Annotated in this window: 16 protein-coding genes and 1 pseudogene; 11 read left to right on the top strand and 6 right to left on the bottom strand. The window is 65.2% G+C overall.

Annotation, left to right across the window (positions count from 1 at the left end; genetic code table 11):
- Positions 1–91: 91 nt before the first annotated feature.
- On the top strand, positions 92–2,947 hold the full coding sequence (locus tag ACRARG_RS16115; protein ID WP_432691030.1) for a hypothetical protein: 2,856 nt from the start codon (positions 92–94) through the stop codon (positions 2,945–2,947).
- An 87-nt stretch (positions 2,948–3,034) separates the two neighbouring features.
- On the opposite strand, the gene ACRARG_RS16110 is transcribed toward ACRARG_RS16115, so the two are convergent.
- Positions 3,035–3,823, bottom strand: coding sequence for a crotonase/enoyl-CoA hydratase family protein (locus ACRARG_RS16110; protein ID WP_432691029.1), 789 nt, complete (start codon positions 3,821–3,823; stop codon positions 3,035–3,037).
- A 141-nt stretch (positions 3,824–3,964) separates the two neighbouring features.
- On the opposite strand from ACRARG_RS16110, the gene ACRARG_RS16105 reads away from it, so the two are divergent.
- Positions 3,965–5,086, top strand: a complete 1,122-nt coding sequence (locus ACRARG_RS16105; RefSeq protein ID WP_432691028.1) for a pyridoxal phosphate-dependent aminotransferase — start codon at positions 3,965–3,967, stop codon at positions 5,084–5,086.
- Positions 5,087–5,215: 129 nt separating this feature from the next.
- Positions 5,216–5,410 carry a hypothetical protein gene (locus tag ACRARG_RS16100; RefSeq protein ID WP_432691027.1) on the top strand — a complete coding sequence of 65 codons (195 nt, stop codon included), beginning with the start codon at positions 5,216–5,218 and terminating at the stop codon, positions 5,408–5,410.
- Here the strand turns inward: ACRARG_RS16100 and ACRARG_RS16095 are convergent.
- The gene (locus ACRARG_RS16095) at positions 5,407–6,606 is read right to left on the bottom strand and encodes a pyridoxal-phosphate-dependent aminotransferase family protein (protein ID WP_432691026.1); all 1,200 of its coding nucleotides are present in this window, start codon (positions 6,604–6,606) and stop codon (positions 5,407–5,409) included. The two genes, ACRARG_RS16100 and ACRARG_RS16095, sit on opposite strands and share 4 nt — an antisense overlap.
- A gap of 241 nt (positions 6,607–6,847) precedes the next feature.
- Here ACRARG_RS16095 and ACRARG_RS16090 point away from each other — a divergent pair, with 241 nt between their 5' ends.
- On the top strand, positions 6,848–7,528 hold the full coding sequence (locus ACRARG_RS16090) for a phosphatase domain-containing protein (RefSeq protein WP_432691025.1): 681 nt from the start codon (positions 6,848–6,850) through the stop codon (positions 7,526–7,528).
- A complete protein-coding gene (locus tag ACRARG_RS16085) occupies positions 7,525–9,432 on the top strand; it encodes an ABC transporter ATP-binding protein (protein ID WP_432691024.1) in 1,908 nt (635 codons plus the stop codon). The genes ACRARG_RS16090 and ACRARG_RS16085 overlap by 4 nt, the downstream gene beginning before the upstream one ends.
- Here ACRARG_RS16085 and ACRARG_RS16080 read toward each other — a convergent pair.
- Positions 9,368–9,976 (bottom strand): annotated as a pseudogene (locus ACRARG_RS16080) (TIGR04283 family arsenosugar biosynthesis glycosyltransferase); the annotation flags it as partial. The gene ACRARG_RS16085 and the pseudogene ACRARG_RS16080 sit on opposite strands and share 65 nt — an antisense overlap.
- Before the next feature lie 69 nt (positions 9,977–10,045).
- Between ACRARG_RS16080 and ygfZ the strand changes: the two are divergent.
- Positions 10,046–10,816: a CAF17-like 4Fe-4S cluster assembly/insertion protein YgfZ gene (ygfZ, locus tag ACRARG_RS16075; protein ID WP_432691023.1), complete on the top strand. Its 771-nt coding sequence runs from the start codon at positions 10,046–10,048 to the stop codon at positions 10,814–10,816.
- A gap of 53 nt (positions 10,817–10,869) precedes the next feature.
- Positions 10,870–11,628, top strand: coding sequence for a fructosamine kinase family protein (locus ACRARG_RS16070; RefSeq protein WP_432691022.1), 759 nt, complete (start codon positions 10,870–10,872; stop codon positions 11,626–11,628).
- Positions 11,629–11,633: 5 nt separating this feature from the next.
- On the opposite strand, the gene ACRARG_RS16065 is transcribed toward ACRARG_RS16070, so the two are convergent.
- Positions 11,634–12,509, bottom strand: coding sequence for a LysR substrate-binding domain-containing protein (locus tag ACRARG_RS16065; protein WP_432691021.1), 876 nt, complete (start codon positions 12,507–12,509; stop codon positions 11,634–11,636).
- 100 nt (positions 12,510–12,609) lie between these two features.
- Here ACRARG_RS16065 and ACRARG_RS16060 point away from each other — a divergent pair, with 100 nt between their 5' ends.
- Together ACRARG_RS16060 and ACRARG_RS16055 are read left to right on the top strand one after the other, a co-directional pair.
- Positions 12,610–13,395 (top strand): HalD/BesD family halogenase, encoded by a 786-nt coding sequence (locus ACRARG_RS16060; RefSeq protein ID WP_432691020.1) that lies wholly within the window; start codon positions 12,610–12,612, stop codon positions 13,393–13,395.
- Positions 13,392–14,642, top strand: coding sequence for a M24 family metallopeptidase (locus ACRARG_RS16055; protein ID WP_432691019.1), 1,251 nt, complete (start codon positions 13,392–13,394; stop codon positions 14,640–14,642). Before ACRARG_RS16060 ends, ACRARG_RS16055 begins: the two co-directional genes overlap by 4 nt.
- A gap of 301 nt (positions 14,643–14,943) precedes the next feature.
- Here the strand turns inward: ACRARG_RS16055 and efp are convergent, their stop codons facing one another.
- On the bottom strand, positions 14,944–15,507 hold the full coding sequence (gene efp / locus ACRARG_RS16050) for an elongation factor P (protein ID WP_432691018.1): 564 nt from the start codon (positions 15,505–15,507) through the stop codon (positions 14,944–14,946).
- 213 nt (positions 15,508–15,720) lie between these two features.
- Between efp and ACRARG_RS16045 the strand changes: the two genes are divergently transcribed.
- Both ACRARG_RS16045 and ACRARG_RS16040 read left to right on the top strand, forming a co-directional pair.
- On the top strand, positions 15,721–16,041 hold the full coding sequence (locus tag ACRARG_RS16045; RefSeq protein WP_432691017.1) for a DUF6280 family protein: 321 nt from the start codon (positions 15,721–15,723) through the stop codon (positions 16,039–16,041).
- Between the two features lie 87 nt (positions 16,042–16,128).
- On the top strand, positions 16,129–17,598 hold the full coding sequence (locus ACRARG_RS16040; protein ID WP_432691016.1) for a cobyric acid synthase: 1,470 nt from the start codon (positions 16,129–16,131) through the stop codon (positions 17,596–17,598).
- Positions 17,599–17,626: 28 nt separating this feature from the next.
- On the opposite strand, the gene ACRARG_RS16035 is transcribed toward ACRARG_RS16040, so the two are convergent.
- Entirely contained in the window at positions 17,627–19,255 is a 1,629-nt protein-coding gene (locus tag ACRARG_RS16035) for a hypothetical protein (RefSeq protein ID WP_432691015.1), read from the bottom strand.
- Positions 19,256–19,293 lie beyond the last annotated feature (38 nt).

Here is a 19,293-nt window from a genome sequence, read left to right as displayed (position 1 = left end):
TTCGGACGTGTTAGGTCGCAAGGTCTGACGCCAAGAGGTGGATAAAGAGCAGTCCCACCACATCGGCAAGAGACAAAAAGCGAGATGTAACGTGGCAGAGTCAAACAAAATTCTAACCGTGTCCTACGGCACGTTTTCGTGCACGCTGGAGGGATTCGACGATGCCTTCACCACGATGAAGGCGATTGCGGAGTATTTCCGCGACCTCGCTGCTGATGACCGCTTTTTTGGAGCAGAGCCGCCGCAGCCCGATCCTGAACTGCTGGCCCGGCTTGCCAGTCGTGCCTCTGCCCGGCGGGTCGAAGCCCGCAGTGGCGACGACGGCATCGTCCTGCGCACCGACGACAGGGCAGATATGGCAGCGGCGCGACCTGCGCTGGCCGTGACCCGCACAAGCGATGCGCAGGCCCCCAAGTCTCAGGCCCCTGAGACGCTGGCAGATACCGCCGAAGACGAGGTTGAGGACGAGACCGTCCTCGACGCTCTGGCAGCCGACGTGCAGCCCGACGCGGCAGAGCCTGCCGATGCGCCGGTTCCGCCCGCGACACCCGACGTGGCGGAGGCGGAGGCCGCAGTGGACGCGCCCGAGGCGGACGTCGCTGATGACGACGACGCGGCTGTCGCGGCTCTGGACGTGCAGGAAGAAGCCGCTGCGTCTGAGGCGGATGTGGCTGATGCTGATGACGAGCCCGCCATGGACCCGGTTCCGCTGGCAGAGGCGGGCACGGTTGTGGCCGAGCCTGACGAAGACACCGAGGTTGATGCAGCTGAAACGGCAGCAGCCCTTCCTGAGGACGAAGCGCCTGCCGAGGCCCCTTACGCTCGCAGCGCGGCGCCGCGCGTGACGCGCCCGACCGTGCGCGCCAAGGTTGGCGGACGTGCCGTGCGCGTTGGCTCCGGCCGGGCCGTGAGCGTGTCGCAGCCCGTCAGAACTCCGGCGCCGAAACCGGAGGGATCCCCCGCCCCGCATCCCGACAGCACGTCGGTGGCGGCCAAACTGCAACGCATCCGTGATGTCGTGTCCAAGGCGCCGGTCGCGCCCATGCCAGACTTCACCGAAGACGAACATGCTGTTGACGCGCGCACCGCACGCCGGGCGCTCGCACCGGAGACCGATGCCGATGACGCGTTCACCGAAGCGTCGATTGCCCCCGCGCCGGAGCCCTGGCAGGACCGTGTCCTTGGCGACGCGACTGAGACGGAGGCAGATGCCGCCCCCGAAGCCGGTTTCGACCTTGCGGACGCCGACGCCGATGACGATGCGGATGACGCCGAAATCGATCTGAGCGCGGAGCTGGCCATTGCGAATGCGTCGGACGACGAAGATGCGATCGAAGCCGACGCTCAAACAGAAGGCGACTGGACGGCAGAGGCTCTGGCAGAGTTTACCGCCGCCGATGCCTCCGAGCTGGAGCTTGCCGCCGAGCGCGACGCAGAAGCGGAAGAGGACGCCGAAGAGGGCTGGGACGAGGACGCCTACGAGGTTGACGAAGACGCGGCGTTTGCCGAGTTGGACGCTGAGGAGGCGGATGCCTCCGACGCCGGCTGGGAAAGCTGGGAGGACGAGGATGAGCCTGTCGCCCCGCCAGCTGCGGAAAAGCCTGTGGCACGTGTCCTCAAGGTCAAGCGCCGCGACTTTGACGCCGCGATTGAAAACGAACTTCTGGAAGAAGACCTCTCCGATCAGGCTGACCTGGAGGCGCCTCGCGACCTCGGGGCCACCAGCCTGAGCCCGGAAGACGAGGCCGCCTTGCAGAGCGAACTTTCGGCGCTGGAGGCGGAGATTGCCCGCGATTCCAGCCTCGCTGACGTGGACAAACCGGACGATTTCGACGCCTTGGACGACGCGGAAGACATGGCCGATCTGGAGGCCATGGATGACCTCGATGATGCCGAAGATGCGGAAGAGTGGGACGATCAGGACGACTTCGACGATATCGAAGCATTCGATGAGGCGGACGAGGAAGACGACGACGATCTGGCGCCGCGCCCTGCCGCTCAGGGCCGGGGCGATATCGAGGATGACGAGGATGAGGCGGAAGCAGATCGCGAAGACGCATCCTTCCTGAACGCCTTTGCCGATCTGGACGACGACGATGATGACGAGGATGACACGGATGGCGAGGAATCCGTCGCCGCGGCCTATGCCGCAGAAGACCCGCAGCACCGTGTTGTTGCACGTCGCCGGCGGCTTCTGGATGCCGGATCGGACGATGACATGGACCGTATCCTTGCCGAGACCGATCAGCATCTGAGCGATACCGACAGCACCCGTCGCCGGACCGCTATTGCACATCTGCGGGCCGCCGTCGCGGCGACCCAGGCCGAAAAGCAGGCCGGCTCCGACCTGACATCGGGTGCGGATGAAGGCGCGGATGCCTATCGCGAGGATCTTGCGCAGGTCGTGCGCCCGCGCCGTCCCGGCGGCGCCCCCGGCATGACCCGGCGCGACGAGGACCGCCCGGCGCCGCTGAAACTGATCGCGGAGCAGCGTGTCGATCTGGGTGGCAGCCCTGCCGGCACGGTAAAGCCGCGCCGTATCCGGGTCGCCGACCTGGCCCAGCGGGAAGAGGTGGCCGAGGCGCCCGCGCCGCGGCATCACGATGCCGAGGATATGGAACATCACGCCGAGCAGCACGCCCGTGCGGCCGCGGCAAACGCTGCCTCTTTTGAGGAATTCGCGGAACGGGTCGGAGCGTCGAGCCTGCCTGACCTGCTGGAAGCCGCGGCCTCCTACATGGCCTTTGTCGAGGAACGCGACCAGTTCTCGCGTCCCCAGCTGATGAACAAGATCCGCCAGATCGAAGGCGACAGTTTCTCCCGCGAGGACAGCCTGCGCCATTTTGGACAGCTGCTGCGCGAGGGCAAGCTGCGCAGGCTGCAGGGGGGGCGGTTCGCCGTGTCCGACCGGATCAGCTTCCGTCCGGAGAGCCGCGCCGCCAGCTGACCGGCCGATCAGACATCTTAACGTAAAGCGGCCCGCCGGTTTCGGCGGGCCCTTTTACCCTGTCTGTTTTTCCCTGTCTGTCGGGGATCAGAAGACCGGCTTGCGCCCGGCCATATGCGCCGCGACGATTTCCTTCTGTTCGGCGCCGCCGATCAGCTTGGCCTGTTCGACCGACTCGGCCATCAGCACCTCCGCTTCCGACACGCCGCTTTCCGCGACGGCGATCAGCGATTTGGCCAGACGGGTGCCCTTGGGCGATTTCTCTGCGATCAGGGTCACGATCTCCAGCGCGCGGGCATGGGGGTCTTCGGCGATTTCGGTCACGAACCCCCAGTCGAGGCCCTTTTCCGCCGCCACCGGCTCTGCGGTGTAGGTCATCAGCCGGATCACGTCGGACCGCATGAGCTGGGGCATCAGCACCATGCCGCCCATGTCCGGTACGAGGCCCCATTTGGCCTCCATCACCGCGAATTTCGTACCCGGTGCGGCGATGCGCACGTCGGCGCCAAGCGCCAGCTGGAAGCCCGCGCCAAAGGCCACGCCCTGCACGGCGGCAATCACCGGCACCGGCACGTCGCGCCAGACGGTCGCGACGCGCTGCATCAGGTTCGATGCGCCATGGGTCCGGGTCACGATCCGGTCGGTCTGGTCGCCGCCCGAGGCATGTTTTCCAAAGGATGCAAGGTCGAGACCGGCACAGAACGCCCGCCCCTCAGCCGAGAGCAACACGGCGCGGATGTCGGGATTTCCGATCAGCGCCTCGCCGGCCTCCACGATGGCCTCGGCCATATCCGGGTCGACCGCGTTCATCTTGTCGCCGCGCGTCAGCGTGACATGGGCGATATGATCGCGGATTTCGGTGGTTACTCGGGCCATATGTCCTCTCCCTCAGGTCTCCGTCGGAGGGCAGTCTGCCTCTGCGTTGCGGCAGAGACCAGCCCTGACGTTGCGCGTCTCATCCCGCTTGATCGGGAAGGCGCTGAGGTTTACAGGGCAAAAATCTTTGGAGGAGAGATCATGCCGCCCCGTTTCACCAAGCTGGCCCAGAGCCTGCCCGCCACGGTGCCCTTTATCGGCCCGGAAACGATGGAACGCGACCGGGGTGCGCCATTCGATGCCCGTCTGGGCGCGAATGAGAATGTCTTCGGGCCCAGCCCCGCCGCGCTGGAGGCGATGCGGGCGGCGGATGCGGAGATCTGGAAGTATGGCGATGCGACCAGCTGGGACCTGCGGCACGCGCTGGCCCTGCATCACCGCGTCTGTCCCGAGAATATCGTTGTGGGCGAAGGCATCGACGGGCTGCTGGGCTATACCGTGCGCCTGCTGGTGGAGCCGGGCGACCGCGTCGTGACCTCTGCCGGGGCCTATCCGACGTTCAACTACCATGTGGCAGGCTTTGGGGGCGATCTGCGGACCCTGCCCTATCGCGACGACCGGGAAGACCTGCCCGCGCTGATCGCGGAGGCAGCACGGGTCGATGCCAAGCTTGTCTACCTCGCCAATCCGGACAATCCGATGGGCAGCTATTGGACGGGGGCGGAGATCGCCGCCGCTTTGGATGGCCTGCCGGAGGGCACGCTTTTGCTGCTCGACGAGGCCTATGCCGAGTTTGCGCCGGAAGATGCCGCGCTGCCCCTGCCCTATGACGATCCGCGCGTGCTGCGGATGCGCACCTTTTCCAAGGCTTACGGCATGGCGGGCGCGCGGGTGGGCTATGCCATGGGCGCGGCCGAGACAATCCGCGCCTTCGAGAAGATCCGCAACCATTTCGGCATGAACCGGTCGGCGCAGATCGGCGCGCTGGCGGCGCTGGCGGATCAGCCCTACCTCGCACAGGTGACGGCGCAGGTAGAGGCCGCGCGGGCCGAGATCATGCGCATCGCGGGCGAGGCCGGGCTGAGCGCCCTGCCCTCCGCCACCAATTTCGTGACGGTTGATTGCGGCGGCACGGGCGATCTGGCGCGGGCGGTGGTCGGCGCGCTCGGGCGGCGCGGCATCTTCGTGCGCATGCCCTTTGTGGCGCCGCAGGACCGCTGCATCCGCATCTCCTGCGGTCAGCCCGATGACCTGCGGCGGCTGGAGACGGTGCTGGCAGAGGCGGTGGCGGAGGCGCGCGCGCAGGTCACCACACCGGCCTGATCCGCCTTTTTGGCAGGCATTGCAGAGATGCAGAGGCGGTTTCGCACCGGCTGACTGCGTTTTGCCCGTGATCCCGCCGTCGTCCGCGCTACCTTGCAATCAGGGAGGCCAGACGACGACCGAGGCGACATGCGCACCCCTACCCGGCCCTTTGAGCCAACCCAAGACCACCAGCCCCTTCCCGATTACACGACCACGGTATTGGTGATGGCCTTCATCAACCTGCTGTGGATCCTCGGCGTGATCTGGGCCCTCTACGGCCTGCCGGCCGTGTTTGCGGCCGGATGGGTCGTGAACTACGGGATCGCGTGGCTGCGCCGTTAGGCCTCTGACACAACTTTCGCCGCGGCAGACAGGGCGTCGGGGCCGATATGCACGCCGATCGCCTGCATGCCCGCCTCCAGCGTGCCGAGCATGCCCAGCACCATATGGGCGTTCAGGTGCCCCATGTGGCCGATGCGGAAGAAGCCTTCGCCGCGAGGGAATTCCGGCGTCTCCATCCCCAGGCCTAGGCCCAGCGTGACGCCCGCCTTTTCGGCCACCCACTGACGCAGGGCCGCGCCATTGCGTTCACCCAGCCCCAGAGCCGTCACCGCATGGCTCCGCTTGCCGCGGTCAGAGACGTTCATCCGCAGGGCGCCATTGTCGCTGCCCCAGGCCTCGCAGGCGGCCCAGATGGCACGGGCCAGCGTGGCGTGACGGGCCCAGACCTGCTCCATCCCCTCATCATGCAGCATGTCGAGCGAGGCACGCAGGCCAAAGAGGTGATGCGTCGGCGCAGTGCCGCCGAAGAACTGGTAGAAGAATTCCGGGTCAAGGCGCGGCGTCCAGTCCCAGTAGCGGGAGACGCGCGGGAGGGCGCGGCGCACCTCCTCGGCCTTGGGGCTGACAAAGACGAAGGACAGGCCCGGCGGCACCATCAGCCCCTTCTGCGACCCCGCTACCACAATATCGACGCCCCAGGCGTCCATCTGGATTTCGTCACAGGCGAGCGAGGCGATGCAATCGGCCATCAGCAGCGCCGGGTGACCAGCGGCATCCATCGCGGCCCGCAGCAGGCGCGGATCGTTGCGCAGCGAGGTGGCCGTGTCGACGTGGGAAAACAGGACGGCTTTGTATTCATGCCTGGTATCGGCCTTCAGCGCCTCTTCCAGCTTGCCGGGGTCGATCCCCTCCTTCATGCCGAAGTCGATCTTGGTGACGTCGAGGCCCAGACCGTCGGCCATATCGGCCCAGCCATGGCCGAACCGGCCGGTCACGCAGACCAGCACCTTGTCGCCGGGCTGCGCGATATTGGACAGCGAGGCCTCCCAGGCGCCGTGGCCGTTGGCGATGTAGATCGCGACCTTGCCATCGGTCCGGGCCACGCGTTTGAGGTCCGGGATCATGCCCTGCACCATGGTGACCAGGTCGCCCTCGTAGATATTGGGCGCGGCCACATGCATGGCCTGCAGCACCCGGTCGGGCATGACGGAGGGTCCGGGAATGGCGAGATAGGGGCGGCCTGCGGCTAGGGTCATCTGGCACCTGCGGGAAAATGTGTCGCGACACTGTTAGCCGCAGGAACGGCAGGGTCAATGCGGGCCGCGCTCCGGGCCGGGGCGAAAATGGTTCGCCTGCGCACATCATGGCCAGAGAGCGTGCGTCGAACCGATCACAGTTAGGCCCATCGGTCCGGCCCCGGGTACGGTCGCTTGCGTGAACACCCTCGCTCGCCTAAATGGGGCGGGCCGGAGCGCCCGGCGCAACCGCCGAGGTGGCATGTCACTGATCAAACGTATTCAGGACTGGGAACGGAAATTCCGGGACAGCTACAATGTGGATCTGTCGACCCCGGAGAACCGGCGGCGGGCGCGGATCTACAATCTGTGGTTCGATCACGAGATCCTTCGTGGCGTCTGGACCAATTTCTTTCCCATTGCGGACGGCGTTTACCGGTCCAACCACCCGACCCGGGCGCGGTTTGAGAAAATGAAGCGGATGGGCATCCGGTCTGTGCTGAACCTGCGCGGGTCAGGCCCAAATGCGCATTATTTCGCAGAAAAAGAGACCTGTGAGGCGCTTGGCCTGACATTGGTCAGCCGCAATCTGCACGCCCGCAAGACGGCCAGCCGGGATGAGATCCTCGGGGTCATCGATGCCTTTCGGACGATCGAAAAACCCTTTGTGCTGCATTGCAAATCCGGTGCGGACCGGGCGGGCTTTGCCTCTGCCATCTATCTGATGGTGATCGAAGGGCGGCCGGTGGCCGAGGCGCGCAAGATGCTGGGTCTGAAATACATCCACCTGAAGCATACCAAGACCGGCGTGCTGGATTTCGTGCTGGCGCAATATGCCGCGCGCCAGTCGGAAACGGGAATCGGGTTCGAGGACTGGATCCGGCAGGAATACGACCATGTGGCGCTTCAGCAGGCCTTTGACCGCTCGCGGGGCCGCGCATGAGCGAAGCGGAACACACCCCGCCCGAGGCGCTTTCGGACGCGGGGCGCGGGCTGATGGCCTGGCTGTGGCGCGGCTATCTGCACAAACATCTCTGGTGGATGCTGGCCGCCCTGTTCTTCATGTCGGTCGAGGGGGCGATGCTGGGCGCCCTGTCCTGGATGATGAAGCCGATGTTCGACCAGGTTTTCATCCAGGGCAACAGCGGTGCGCTTGGCTGGGTCGGCATGGCGATCCTTGCGATTTTCCTTGGTCGTGCCTTCGCGTCTGTTGCGCAGAAGGTGCTTCTGGCGCGGATTTCTCAGGCAACATCGGCGGATATCCGGACCGATCTGCTGGCCCGGCTGATGCGGCAGGATGGCGTGTTTCATCAGACCCATCCTCCGGGGTTTCTGATCCAGCGGATTCAGGGCGATGTTTCGGCCATCAACAACGTGTGGAATGCGGTGCTGACCGGGGCCGGACGCGATGCGGTGGCGCTGGTCATCCTGATGGGCGTCGCCATTTCCGTCGACTGGCGCTGGACCCTGATCGCGCTGATCGGCGCGCCTGTGCTTGTGCTGCCGTCGCTGGTTGTGCAGCGCTTTGTCCGCCGCCGCGCGCGGGAAGCGCGCGATCTGGGCGCCAGCCTGGCGACGCGGCTGGATGAGGTTTTCCACGGTATCGTGCCGGTCAAACTGAACCGGCTTGAGCAATATCAGAGCGACCGCTACGGCGCGCTGACCGCAGAGCTGGTGCGGGCCGAGGTCCGCGCGACCACCGGCTCCGCCGCGATACCCGGCCTGATCGACGCGATGGCGGGTGTCGGGTTTCTCGGGGTGCTGATCTTCGGCGGCGGAGAGATCATCGCGGGCGAAAAGACGGTCGGTCAGTTCATGTCGTTTTTCACGGCCATCGGTTTTGCCTTTGAACCGCTGCGGCGGCTGGGCACGGTGTCCGGGCTCTGGCAGGTGGCGGCCGCCGCGATCGAACGCGTGCGCGACCTGATGGAGGCGCGGCCGACCATCCTGTCGCCCTCCGATCCCAAGCCTGCGCCGCAGGGTGTGCCCGACATTGCCCTGACCGATGTGCATCTGCGCTATGGCGAGACGGAGGTTCTGCCGGGGCTGACGCTGACCGCAAAAGCGGGCCAGACGACGGCGCTTGTCGGCGCGTCCGGTGCCGGAAAATCCACCGTTTTCAATCTTCTGACACGGCTTGTCGACCCTCAGTCCGGCGTGGTGCGCATTGGCGGCGTGCGGGTGCAGGACATGGCGCTGGCAGAGCTGCGGGGGCTTGTGTCCGTGGTGTCGCAGGACGCCGCCCTGTTTGACGAAACGCTCCGGGAAAACATCCTCTTTGGCCGGAAAGATGTGTCCGAGGCGCAGCTCAAAGCCGCGCTGGACGCGGCACATGTGACGGATTTCCTGCCCAAGCTGCCGCAGGGGCTGGACAGTCCGGTGGGGCCACGCGGGTCGAACCTGTCCGGCGGTCAGCGGCAGCGGGTGGCGATTGCCCGGGCGTTGTTGCGCGACACCCCGATCCTGCTTCTGGACGAAGCGACCTCTGCGCTGGATGCGGAATCGGAAACGGTGGTGCAGAAGGCGCTGGACCGGCTGGCCAAGGGGCGGACCGTCCTGGTCATCGCGCACCGGCTGTCAACGGTGCGCCAGGCGGACCGGATCGTTGTCATGGACAAGGGACTGGCCGTCGATCAGGGCACGCATGAGGAGCTGCTGGCACATGGCGGCATCTATGCCCGTCTGCATGCACTGCAGTTCAAGACGGATGGCGAGACCGCCGATAGTCTTGCGCAAGCTGCTCTGGGTCGGCCCCGGCCAGGAAGCGAAGCAGAAGCCAGAGATTTCGCGCACCCCGGTTCAGCCAGCCTTCCGCGACGTATCTGGCAGCGCTTGTTCGGGCGGTGACAGGCAGCAGAGCGATCCGGGAGAGCCGGCGGGCCAGGGCCACATCCTCCATCACCGGAATATCCGGATGCCCTCCGATCGCGCTGTAGTCATCCGCGCTGATCAGCAAGGCCTGATCGCCATAGGGCAGGCCAAACAGGCGGGTCCGGAGATTGGCCCAGCCGGAGGTCATCCGCGACATCAGCCCACCCCTGTCGAAGCCCAGACGGAAACATGCCGGGCCGGCGGTGTCGTTCATGTGGGTCCGGACGGCCTCCGGCCAGTCCGCCGAAAGCTGCGTATCTGCGTGCAGAAACAGCAGCCAGTCGCCCGCCGCGGCCTCTGCCCCGCGGCGCAACTGCCCCCCGCGGGAGGCCGGGCCGGTCACAACCGAAGCGCCAAGACTGCCGGCAATGCGCAGCGTATCGTCGGTCGACCCGCCGTCGGTCACGATGAGCTCTCGGATTAACCCGTTTTCCAAACCTGTCATTAACGCTGCAGCGCAGCCGGGAAGGGCTTGACCCGCGTTCAGGGTCGGTATGATGATCGAGATCGGCGCGCGCATGGGATCCTGTTGAAGTCAGCGGGAGAACAGCTATGTCCGCGTTTCTAGCCATTCGGAAAGACAGACGCCATGACAAGCACCAAGACCCAGATGCCGGATCAGCGCAGTATCCTGCGGATTGGCGGGCCGGACCGGGTCGATTTCCTGCAGAACCTTGTGACCAACGATATCGGCAAGCTGTCTGCAGGGGCGGTCTATGCAGCGCTGCTGACACCTCAGGGCAAATTGGTGGCGGATTTTATCCTGCTGCCGGATCCGGCGGGCGAGGCCATCTTGCTGGACGTCGCGGCAGAATGGGCGCCTGCCCTGCTGCAGCGGTTGAAAATGTACAAGCTGCGCGCCGATGTCAGCCTGGAGATGACAGACCTGCAGGTGCGGCGCGGCACCGGCCCTGCCCCGGAGGGCGCGGTGAGCGATCCCCGCGATCCGGCGCTTGGCTGGCGGCTTTACGGAGCAGAGGGCGGCGACGATGGCACCGACTGGGATGCCCTTCGCGTGACGCATGGCATCCCCCAAAGCGGGATAGAGCTGGGGCCCGAGACCTATATCCTCGAAGCGGGTTTCGAAAGGCTGAACGGCGTGGATTTCCGCAAGGGGTGCTATGTCGGCCAGGAGGTCACGGCGCGGATGAAACACAAGACAGAACTGCGCAAAGGGATCAGGGTGCTGGGCATCGAGGGCGCCGCTCCGGTCGGGGCGGATATCGAGGCGGGCGGGAAATCCGTCGGCACGCTCTTCACCCAGGCCGCTGGCCGGGCTCTGGCCTTTCTGCGGTTCGACCGGATGACGGATGAGATGGCGGCGGGAAGCGCGCGGCTCTATCCCACCGATCGCGTCTAGGTCGGGCCGCCATGTGTCCCGACCGGGTTCTTTCACAGCTTGGATCGCCGGTCATGCAGCGTCAGCCCCTGCATGGCGGTGATCTGTCCACGATTGACCGGCTCGATCTGGCTGACGGGCGGGTGGTTGCGCTCAAGACCGGGCCCAATGTCGAGATAGAGGCCCGCATGCTTCGCACGCTGGCACAGGCGGGCATTCCCGTGCCGGAGGTTCTGGCGGTACAGGGCAAGGGGCTGGTGCTGGAATTTCTGCCCGACAGTCACGCATCGGATCAGCATTGGTCCCTGGCCGGGCAGACCCTGCGGCGCCTGCATGACGTGCGCGGTTCTGCCTATGGCTGGGAAGAAGACTACTGGCTGGGAAAGGTTCTGGTCGCCGGAGGGTTCTACGCCGGGTGGGTCGATTACTGGTATGAAACGCGGCTTGCGGCCAAGCTGTCTGCCCTGCCCCGCGATATCGCGGCAAGGATCGAAGCCCTGCAGCCTAAGCTGCCCGGGCTGATCCCCGATACGCCCCCGGCATCGCTGCTGCATGGCGATCTCTGGCAGGGCAATCTGATTTTCGGGCCGGAAAGGACAGTGCATTTCATCGATCCGGCCTGTGCCTACGGCCATGGCGAGGTCGATCTTGCCATGCTGCATCTCTTTGGTCGGGCAGGCCAGGCCTTCGACGAAGGTTACGGACCGCTGGAGCCGGGCTGGCAGGACCGGCGACCGGTCTACCAGCTCTGGCCCGCTTTGGTTCACCTGCGGCTGTTCGGGGCCAGCTACCGCGCTATGGTGGAACGTCTGCTGGACAGTCTCGGGGTCTGATCCATTCAGGCGCTGAGCGCCCGGACAAGAGACCGGACCAGCGGGTCGGAGGCCAGGCGTTTGGGATAGGCGACGAGGTAATCGCTGGGCATCCGCACCTCCGGCATCGGCAGCTCGACTAGATGGCCGGTCCTGAGGTCTTCGTCGGCCATGCGCGCCGGGGCCAGCGCAACGCCGAAACCCTGCCGTGCGAAGGACAGCGAGAGGCTGCTGGTTTCGACCTGCAGCCCGGCGCCCCGATCCACGATCCTGTCGGCCAGCACGAGGTTCCAGTTGGGATAGGAGGAAAACCCGCGCCCCCAGTCGGTATGGATAAAGAAGGCCTCATCGATCGCAGAGAGCTCTGCGCCATGGCGGGCCGTGAAACCGGGGGCTGCCACGGCCACCAGCCGGTCGGAGAACAGCGTGTCGATCCGGTAATCGCCATAGAGGTCATGGCCATAGAAGATCCGCATGTCGATCCGGTCCCGCACCAGATCGACCGGGTCATTGTCCACCCGAATGTCGAGCTGCCGTTTCATCGCCTGCATGTCGAGCGTGGCCAGACGCGGGGCCAGCCAGGTCTCTGCCACCGATTGCGGGGCGCTGAGCGTCAGGCGGCGGCGCTGCCTCTCGGTCCGCTGCATGCGTTGAGAGAGGGTCTGCAGGCTGGTCATGGCCTCGGCCACCTGCGGATAGGCGGTCTGGCCGGCATCGGTCAGGGCCAGCCGGTTGCCCTGCCGGATAAAGAGCGTCTCGCTCCAGAAATCCTCCAGCAGCTTGACCTGCTGGGACACGGCGGCGGAGCTGACGCCCAGCTCCCGCGCCGCATTGGTGAAAGAGCCGGTGCGCACGGCTGCCTCGAAGGCGCGCAGGGCATTGAGGGGGGCCTGAGGCGTCATGGCTTGTCCGTAAGTTTTACTAATGGAGCATAATTAGATTCCCTATTGTTGCATAGGGACCTGCCGCTCATCCTGTTCCCGACAGATGAAGGAGAGTGCCATGCAGGATATTATCGACCTCGACCGTTACCCGCTGGACCGCCCCGGCAGCGCCGACTGGACGGCGCTGGTGCAGGACTGCCGGGCGAAGCTGGCGCGGGACGGGCTCTTCAACCTGCCGGGCTTCATGCGGGATGCGGCACGGGAGGCCAGCGTGGCAGAGCTGGTCCCGCTGCTGGCGGAGAAGGCCTTTGTGCATCAGCGGCGGCACAATATCTATTTCCGCAAGACCATCGAGGGGCTGGAGCCCGGCCACCCTGCCCTGCGAGAATTCGAAACCTCGAACCGGACGATCTGCGCAGACCAGATGGGGCAGGATGCGGTGATGACGCTGTACGAATGGGCCCCTTTCGCACAGTTCCTGGCCGCCGTCATGGACAAGCCTGAGCTCCATGTGATGGAAGACCCGCTGGCCCGGGTGAATGTCATGAGCTACGGCGCGGGTCAGGCGCTCAACTGGCATTTCGACCGGTCGGAATTCACCACCACCCTGTTGCTTCAGGCGCCGGAGGGCGGCGGGGTCTTTGAATACGACCAGGATCTGCGCAGCGAGGACGATCCGAATTACCCTGGCGTGGCCGATCTGCTGGAGGGGCGCCGCCAGCCTGTGCAGATGTCGGTGGAGCCCGGCACGCTCAATGTCTTCCGGGGCAAGAATACCGCGCATCGGGTGACGCCGGCCGAAGGATCGCGCGATCGGATCATCGCGGTCTTTTCCTATTATGAGAAACGCGGCGTGCTCTTCACCGAAGAGGAACGCTTGGGCTTTTACGGACGTGCTGCATGACGCTCGACACGCTGTTCAAAGACGACCGCAAGCTGACCTATCTGAATGCCGAAGGCGCTGACCGGCCGTTGAAGAGCCCCATCGCCGCCGATGTGCTGGACCGGGCCCGGGCCTATCGCCTTGGCCGGTTCCGGGCGGCGCTGGACCGGATGGATTGCGCGGCGCTGCTGCTCTACGACCCGTGCAACATCCGTTATGCCTTCGACTGTTCGAACATGCAGGTCTGGACCCTGCACAACCCGATGCGCTACGCGCTGATCCTCGCGGGCGGGCCTGCGATCATGTTCGAATTCAAGGGCTGCCTGCAGCAGAGCGCGGGCCTGCCCGGCATTGACGATCTGCGCATCGCCAAGACCTGGATGTTCATGGGGTCGGGCAACAAGGTCGACATGGCCGCAAATGACTGGGCCGATGAGATCGCCGATCTGGTGCGCGAATATGGCGGCGGCAACCGGCGGATCGCCTGCGACCGGCTGGATGGCTTCGGGGTGGCGGCGCTGGCTGCGCGCGGGCTGGACTATGTCGAGGGGTCTCAGCTGACAGAGGTCGCGCGGTCGATCAAATCCGCCGATGAGATCGAGCTGATGCGCTGGACAATCCGGGTCTGCGAGGCCGGGATGGCGCGGATTTACGAGCATTCGGTGCCCGGCGTGACGGAACAGGAGCTCTGGGCGCATCTGCATTTCGAAAATGCGCGCTCGGGCGGGGACTGGCTGGAGACGAAGCTGCTGACCTGCGGGCCGCGCACCAACCCCTGGTATCAGGAATGTTCGGAGCGGGTCTGTCAGCTGGGCGAGATGATCTCCTTCGATACCGATCTGATCGGGCCCTATGGCTATTGCGCGGATCTCTCGCGGTCCTGGACCTGCGGCTATACGGCAATGACAGAGGTGCAGCACCGGCTCTATGACACGGCGCTGGAGCAGATCCATCACAACCTCGACCTGCTGAAACCCGGCCGCAGTTTCGCGGAATTCAACGCGATGAGCTGGCAGATACCCGAGGCGCATGTGCCCTACCGCTATTCGCTGGCGGCACATGGGGTGGGCATGGCGGATGAATGGCCGGTGATCCCGCTGCATCCGGATTTCGGGCCCGGCGCCATGGACGGGGTGCTGGAGCCCGGCATGGTCATCTGCATCGAGAGCCTGATGGCGGAAGAGGGCTCTGAAAGCATCAAGCTGGAGACGCAGGTGCTGATCACGGAGAGCGGCTACGAACGGCTGGACAGTTTTCCGTTCGGGTAGGCTGGATAACCGCGCGGAACCAAGGCCGCAGGCCGCCGCGCATCGCCAGATCCGAGGCGCAGCTTGCGTCCAAGCTTGGCGTCCTCCTCCGATCAGAAGACCCGCCCGGGCGTCAGCCCGGGCAGCGGCCGACCGCCCCCCCTGGGCGGCCGCTTCGCAGCCACCCGCGGACGTCCGCTGCCCTTCTCGCAAACCGCCGACCAAGTTCTAATTAGGTGCGGCGAACGGAGGCCTCATCGACCCGCCTCACAAACAAAAAGCCCCGCCTTCCAGCGGGGCCCCACTGCCGATCCGAGAAGGATCAGGCGCGTTCCGAATATTCCATCGTCTCGGTATTGACGATGATGTCCTCGTCCTGACCGACGAAGGGGGGCACCATGACCTTGATGCCGTTGTCCAGCGTCGCGGGCTTGAAGCTGTTGGCGGCGGTCTGACCTTTGACGACCGGCTCCGTCTCCACGATCTTGCAGGTCACTTTCTGCGGCAGGGTGGCGTTCAGCGCCTCAGCCTCGTGGAATTCGACAAGGATGGTCATGCCGTCCTGCAGGAAGGGGCGGCGTTCACCGAGGATATCGGCGGGCAGCTCAACCTGATCGTAAGTTTCGGTGTCCATGAAGGTCAGAATGCCATCAGATTCGAACAGGAACTGCATGTCCTTCTGCTCAAGACGCACACGCTCCACCTTGTCGGCGGACCGGAACCGTTCGTTCAGCTTGGAGCCGTTGCGAAGGTTCTTCATCTCGACCTGGGCAAAGGCCCCGCCCTTGCCGGGCTTGACGTGGTCGACCTTTACAGCGGCCCAGAGCCCGCCGTTATGCTCCAGCACATTGCCGGGCCGAATTTCGTTGCCATTGATCTTGGGCATGCTGATTTCCGCCTATCGGAGTTGATCCTTTTCAGGCCGGTCCTATATCTGGACCTCCGTTTCCTGGCAAGGGAGCGGAGCCTTTGCGCGGAGTTCGGCAGGCATGCACTGAACGCATAACAGGGTTGCTGAAGTTGCCGCCCCGAATCGTCTCAATTTCGCCATAAACGGCGGCACGCCCTTACCGAAAGAGCAATAACAAAAGGTCGAAACATGAAAGATTTCGTTGACGGTACGGCATTTAACAACGAACAGGGCAACCGCTCGCGCAAACTTTTTGCGGCTGTTGTCCTCGCTGCGTTGGATGATGCCATTGCCGATGACAAAAAATATGGAAATGGTCCGGAGCAGATCGCTCGTTGGGCCCGGTCACGCGATGGCCGTGAAGTTCTGTCCTGCGCAGGGATCGACCCCAATGAACGGGTCGTCAATGGGCTGATGGATTTCGTTGGCCGTGGGGTCCGTACGTCGGTTGCCCTGTCGCGCGAAGAAAGCGAACGCCGTCATGCGGCTGAAGCAGCGGACGCCGCCTGAGTCGCGGCCCCTCTGAATTGCAAAAAAACGCGCCTTTCCGGGCGCGTTTTTTTATGCTCTGACGGCGGGATCGCAAGGAAGGATACCATGGCCGCAAGGGCGATCATGATACAGGGCACCGGGTCCAATGTCGGCAAGTCGATGCTGGTGGCCGGTCTTGCCCGCGCCTATGCCGACCAGGGTCTGCGCGTGATGCCCTTCAAGCCGCAGAACATGTCGAATAATGCCGCGGTCACCGAAGATGGCGGGGAAATCGGACGCGCGCAGGCGCTTCAGGCCAGGGCCGCGCGGGTTCTGCCGCGCAGCGACATGAACCCGTTGCTGCTGAAGCCGGAAACCGACACGGGCGCGCAGATCATCCTGCAGGGCAAACGCCAGGGAAGCCTGGGCGCCAAGGAATTTGCCCGGGCCCGGCCCGAGATGCGGGCGGCCATTCTGGACAGTTTCCACCGGCTGAGCGCGCAGGCGGATCTGATCCTGATCGAAGGGGCCGGCAGTCCGGCAGAGGTGAACCTGCGGGAGAACGATCTGGCGAACATGGGTTTTGCCACCTCTGCCGATGTGCCGGTCATACTGGTTGGCGATATCGACCGCGGCGGCGTTATCGCACAGCTTGTCGGGACCCGCGCGGTTCTGTCGGACGCGGACAGGGCGCGCATCCATGGCTTTATCGTCAACCGCTTCCGGGGCGACCCGTCTCTGTTCGAGGACGGGATGGCGTATATTGCGGAGCATACGGGCTGGCAGCGGCTGGGGCTGGTGCCGTGGTTTCAGGATGCCTGGCGGCTTCCGGCAGAGGATGTGATGGACCTCGGCCGTGCGGGCAAAGCGCGCGGACAGGGGGTTAAGGTTGCGGTGCCGCAGCTGAACCGGATTGCCAATTTCGACGATCTTGATCCGTTGCAGGCCGAGCCGGGCGTGGAACTGGTCCTGGTCGAAGCGGGCCGGCCCCTGCCCGGCGATGCAGATCTGGTCCTGATCCCCGGGTCAAAATCCACCATTGCCGATTTGCGGCATTTCCGGGCGCAGGGCTGGGATATCGACCTGATCGCACATGTCCGCCGCGGGGGGCATGTGCTGGGCCTCTGCGGCGGGTATCAGATGCTGGGCCGGACCATCAGCGATCCGGACGGGCTGGAAGGCGATGCCGGCAGCTGTAACGGCCTGGGGCTTCTTGATGTGACAACCCGGCTGGACCAGAAGAAACGCGTTACCAGAACGCAGGCCATTCATAACGAGACCGGCTCCAAGATCGACGGGTATGAGATCCACCTTGGCCAGACATCGGGGCCGGACTGTTCGCGGGCGTGGCTAGATGTCGGAGGCAAAGCCGAAGGGGCTGCCTCTGCGGATGGGCGTGTCCGGGGCTGTTATCTGCACGGGCTCTACAGCTCCGACCAGTTCCGCGCGCATGATCTGGCGCGGCTTGGCGGCCGGTCTTCGTTGCAGTTCGAGGATGGTGTCGAGGCCACGCTGGACGGGCTGGCCGCCCATCTTCGGCGTCACCTCGATCTCGACGCCATACTGGCGCTGGCTGCGCCTGTCATGCCGGGGTGATCTGCCAGGGCACCCCGACGGGCCTGTGTCAGAGACGGTCCTGCGCGGCCAGGGCGCGGTGGATTTCCCGACGTACCAGTTTGCGCACATTGCGGGTGATCCGCTCTCCCAGGGCGCCCTGCAGCTCCTGGCGGACAATCTCCGAGACGAGATCCCGCAGGATTTCCTCGTCGAGATAGGCGCCATCGTCCAAGGCCAGACGTTCATCTTGCACGGGGGCCGGGCCGGCTCCCTGCGTCAGCGCGTCTTCCGGCTCTGGCTCTTCCAGCGCGTCATCTGTGTCTTCCATGGCCAGATCGGGACCCGCAGCCGGGAAGCGCACGATGTCGTCCCAATCCTCACCCTCGTCTTCTGTGCCGTCGGTCGCAAAGCTTTCGTCAGGCGCGGGGCCGGTGGCCTCCATTGCCGGCGCGTCGGGTTCACCGACAGGCTCTGCCGGGGTGCGGTCTTGGTACATGGCCGCATGCGGCGCATCGGGAATTTGCCAGGTCTCGTCACTGTCCGGCTCGGTCAGGACGGTCTCGTCATCGGTTTCATCGCGGGCAAACGCAATCGCGATGGCCTCGTCATCCTGCGCGTCTTCCTGATCCGGAGCGCCAAACGTGTCGTCAGCGGCCGCTGTCCCGGCCACCGGCGCACCGGGCTGTGCTGGCGCGTCGCTGCCAGACTTACGCGGCACAGCCGACACCCGATCCGTCCGCGTCGACAGTGTCAGCCCGCTGCTTTGCTCGTCCGGGCTGCCCATGACGAATTCATCGGCCGAGACGGCATCTTCCATATCCGACCACGGCAGAAAGGAGGATGCTTGTTCCGGAAGCGCATCGTCTACATCGTCGGCTTCCGGTTCCCATTCGTCCTGCGGGTCCATGGCGGAGCCAAGTGCCGCGATCCGGTCTTCAAGCGATGTGATGCCGTTGCGGCGCAGAAATCCGGGGACGAGCGCTTCGGTGTCAGACGCATCCTGGTCTGCGGGGCCGGTTGCCGCCGCACCCTCGGTCGCGAGGTCATCCTCGTCATGCGACGGCTCTGCCGCCTGCAGACGATCCTGCTGCACGTCTTGCCCGAGGTCTTGGGCACCGCCTGTGTCGGGCCTGACCGCTGCCTGCTCCGGCTCCAATTCCGACGCGCGGGCGTAGGGGGTCATTGCATCGTCGGGCGCAGCGGCAAAGGGGTCGTCCTCTTCCGCCGGGTCTTCGGGGGCCTCCGCAAAGGACGTCGCACGTTTGACGATACTGATCAGCTCCGCATCGAGGGCGACGTGATCCTCCACCTCGACAAAGCCGGCTTCGTCCGGGTCCGGGGCCCCCTCGCCGGCTGCGGTCAGTGCCGGATCGTCCGGCGTATTCTCCGCAGAGGAGAACGGCGGTGTCGGGATCGGCGGCGTGGTGAACTTGCGGCGCTGCGGCTGCGCGGCCAGCGGCTGCTCGACCGACACGCGCAGGGCCGGGGTCAGCACCAGCGTGTCATCCTGCGCGGGCCGGGCACGGTCTTGGCCGGGCGTGGCCGCAGGCGGTTCGGAAACCTGCGGGCGCGCCGATCCGGCGTTCAGATTTAACGTACCTGCGACGCCCCCCTGGGCGCGGACCTCTTCGGAGACGAGTTTCCGAATCGATGCGAGAACGTCCTCGATCTGAACGTTCGTTACAGAATCTGCCATGTCATACCAACCGCTCTTGCCTGCCGCAGCGTAACGCG

It is taken from the genome of Pseudooceanicola profundi (assembly GCF_050897955.1).
In the GTDB taxonomy this organism is placed as follows: domain Bacteria; phylum Pseudomonadota; class Alphaproteobacteria; order Rhodobacterales; family Rhodobacteraceae; genus Pseudooceanicola.
This window is presented reverse-complemented; position numbering and strand designations above follow the sequence as displayed.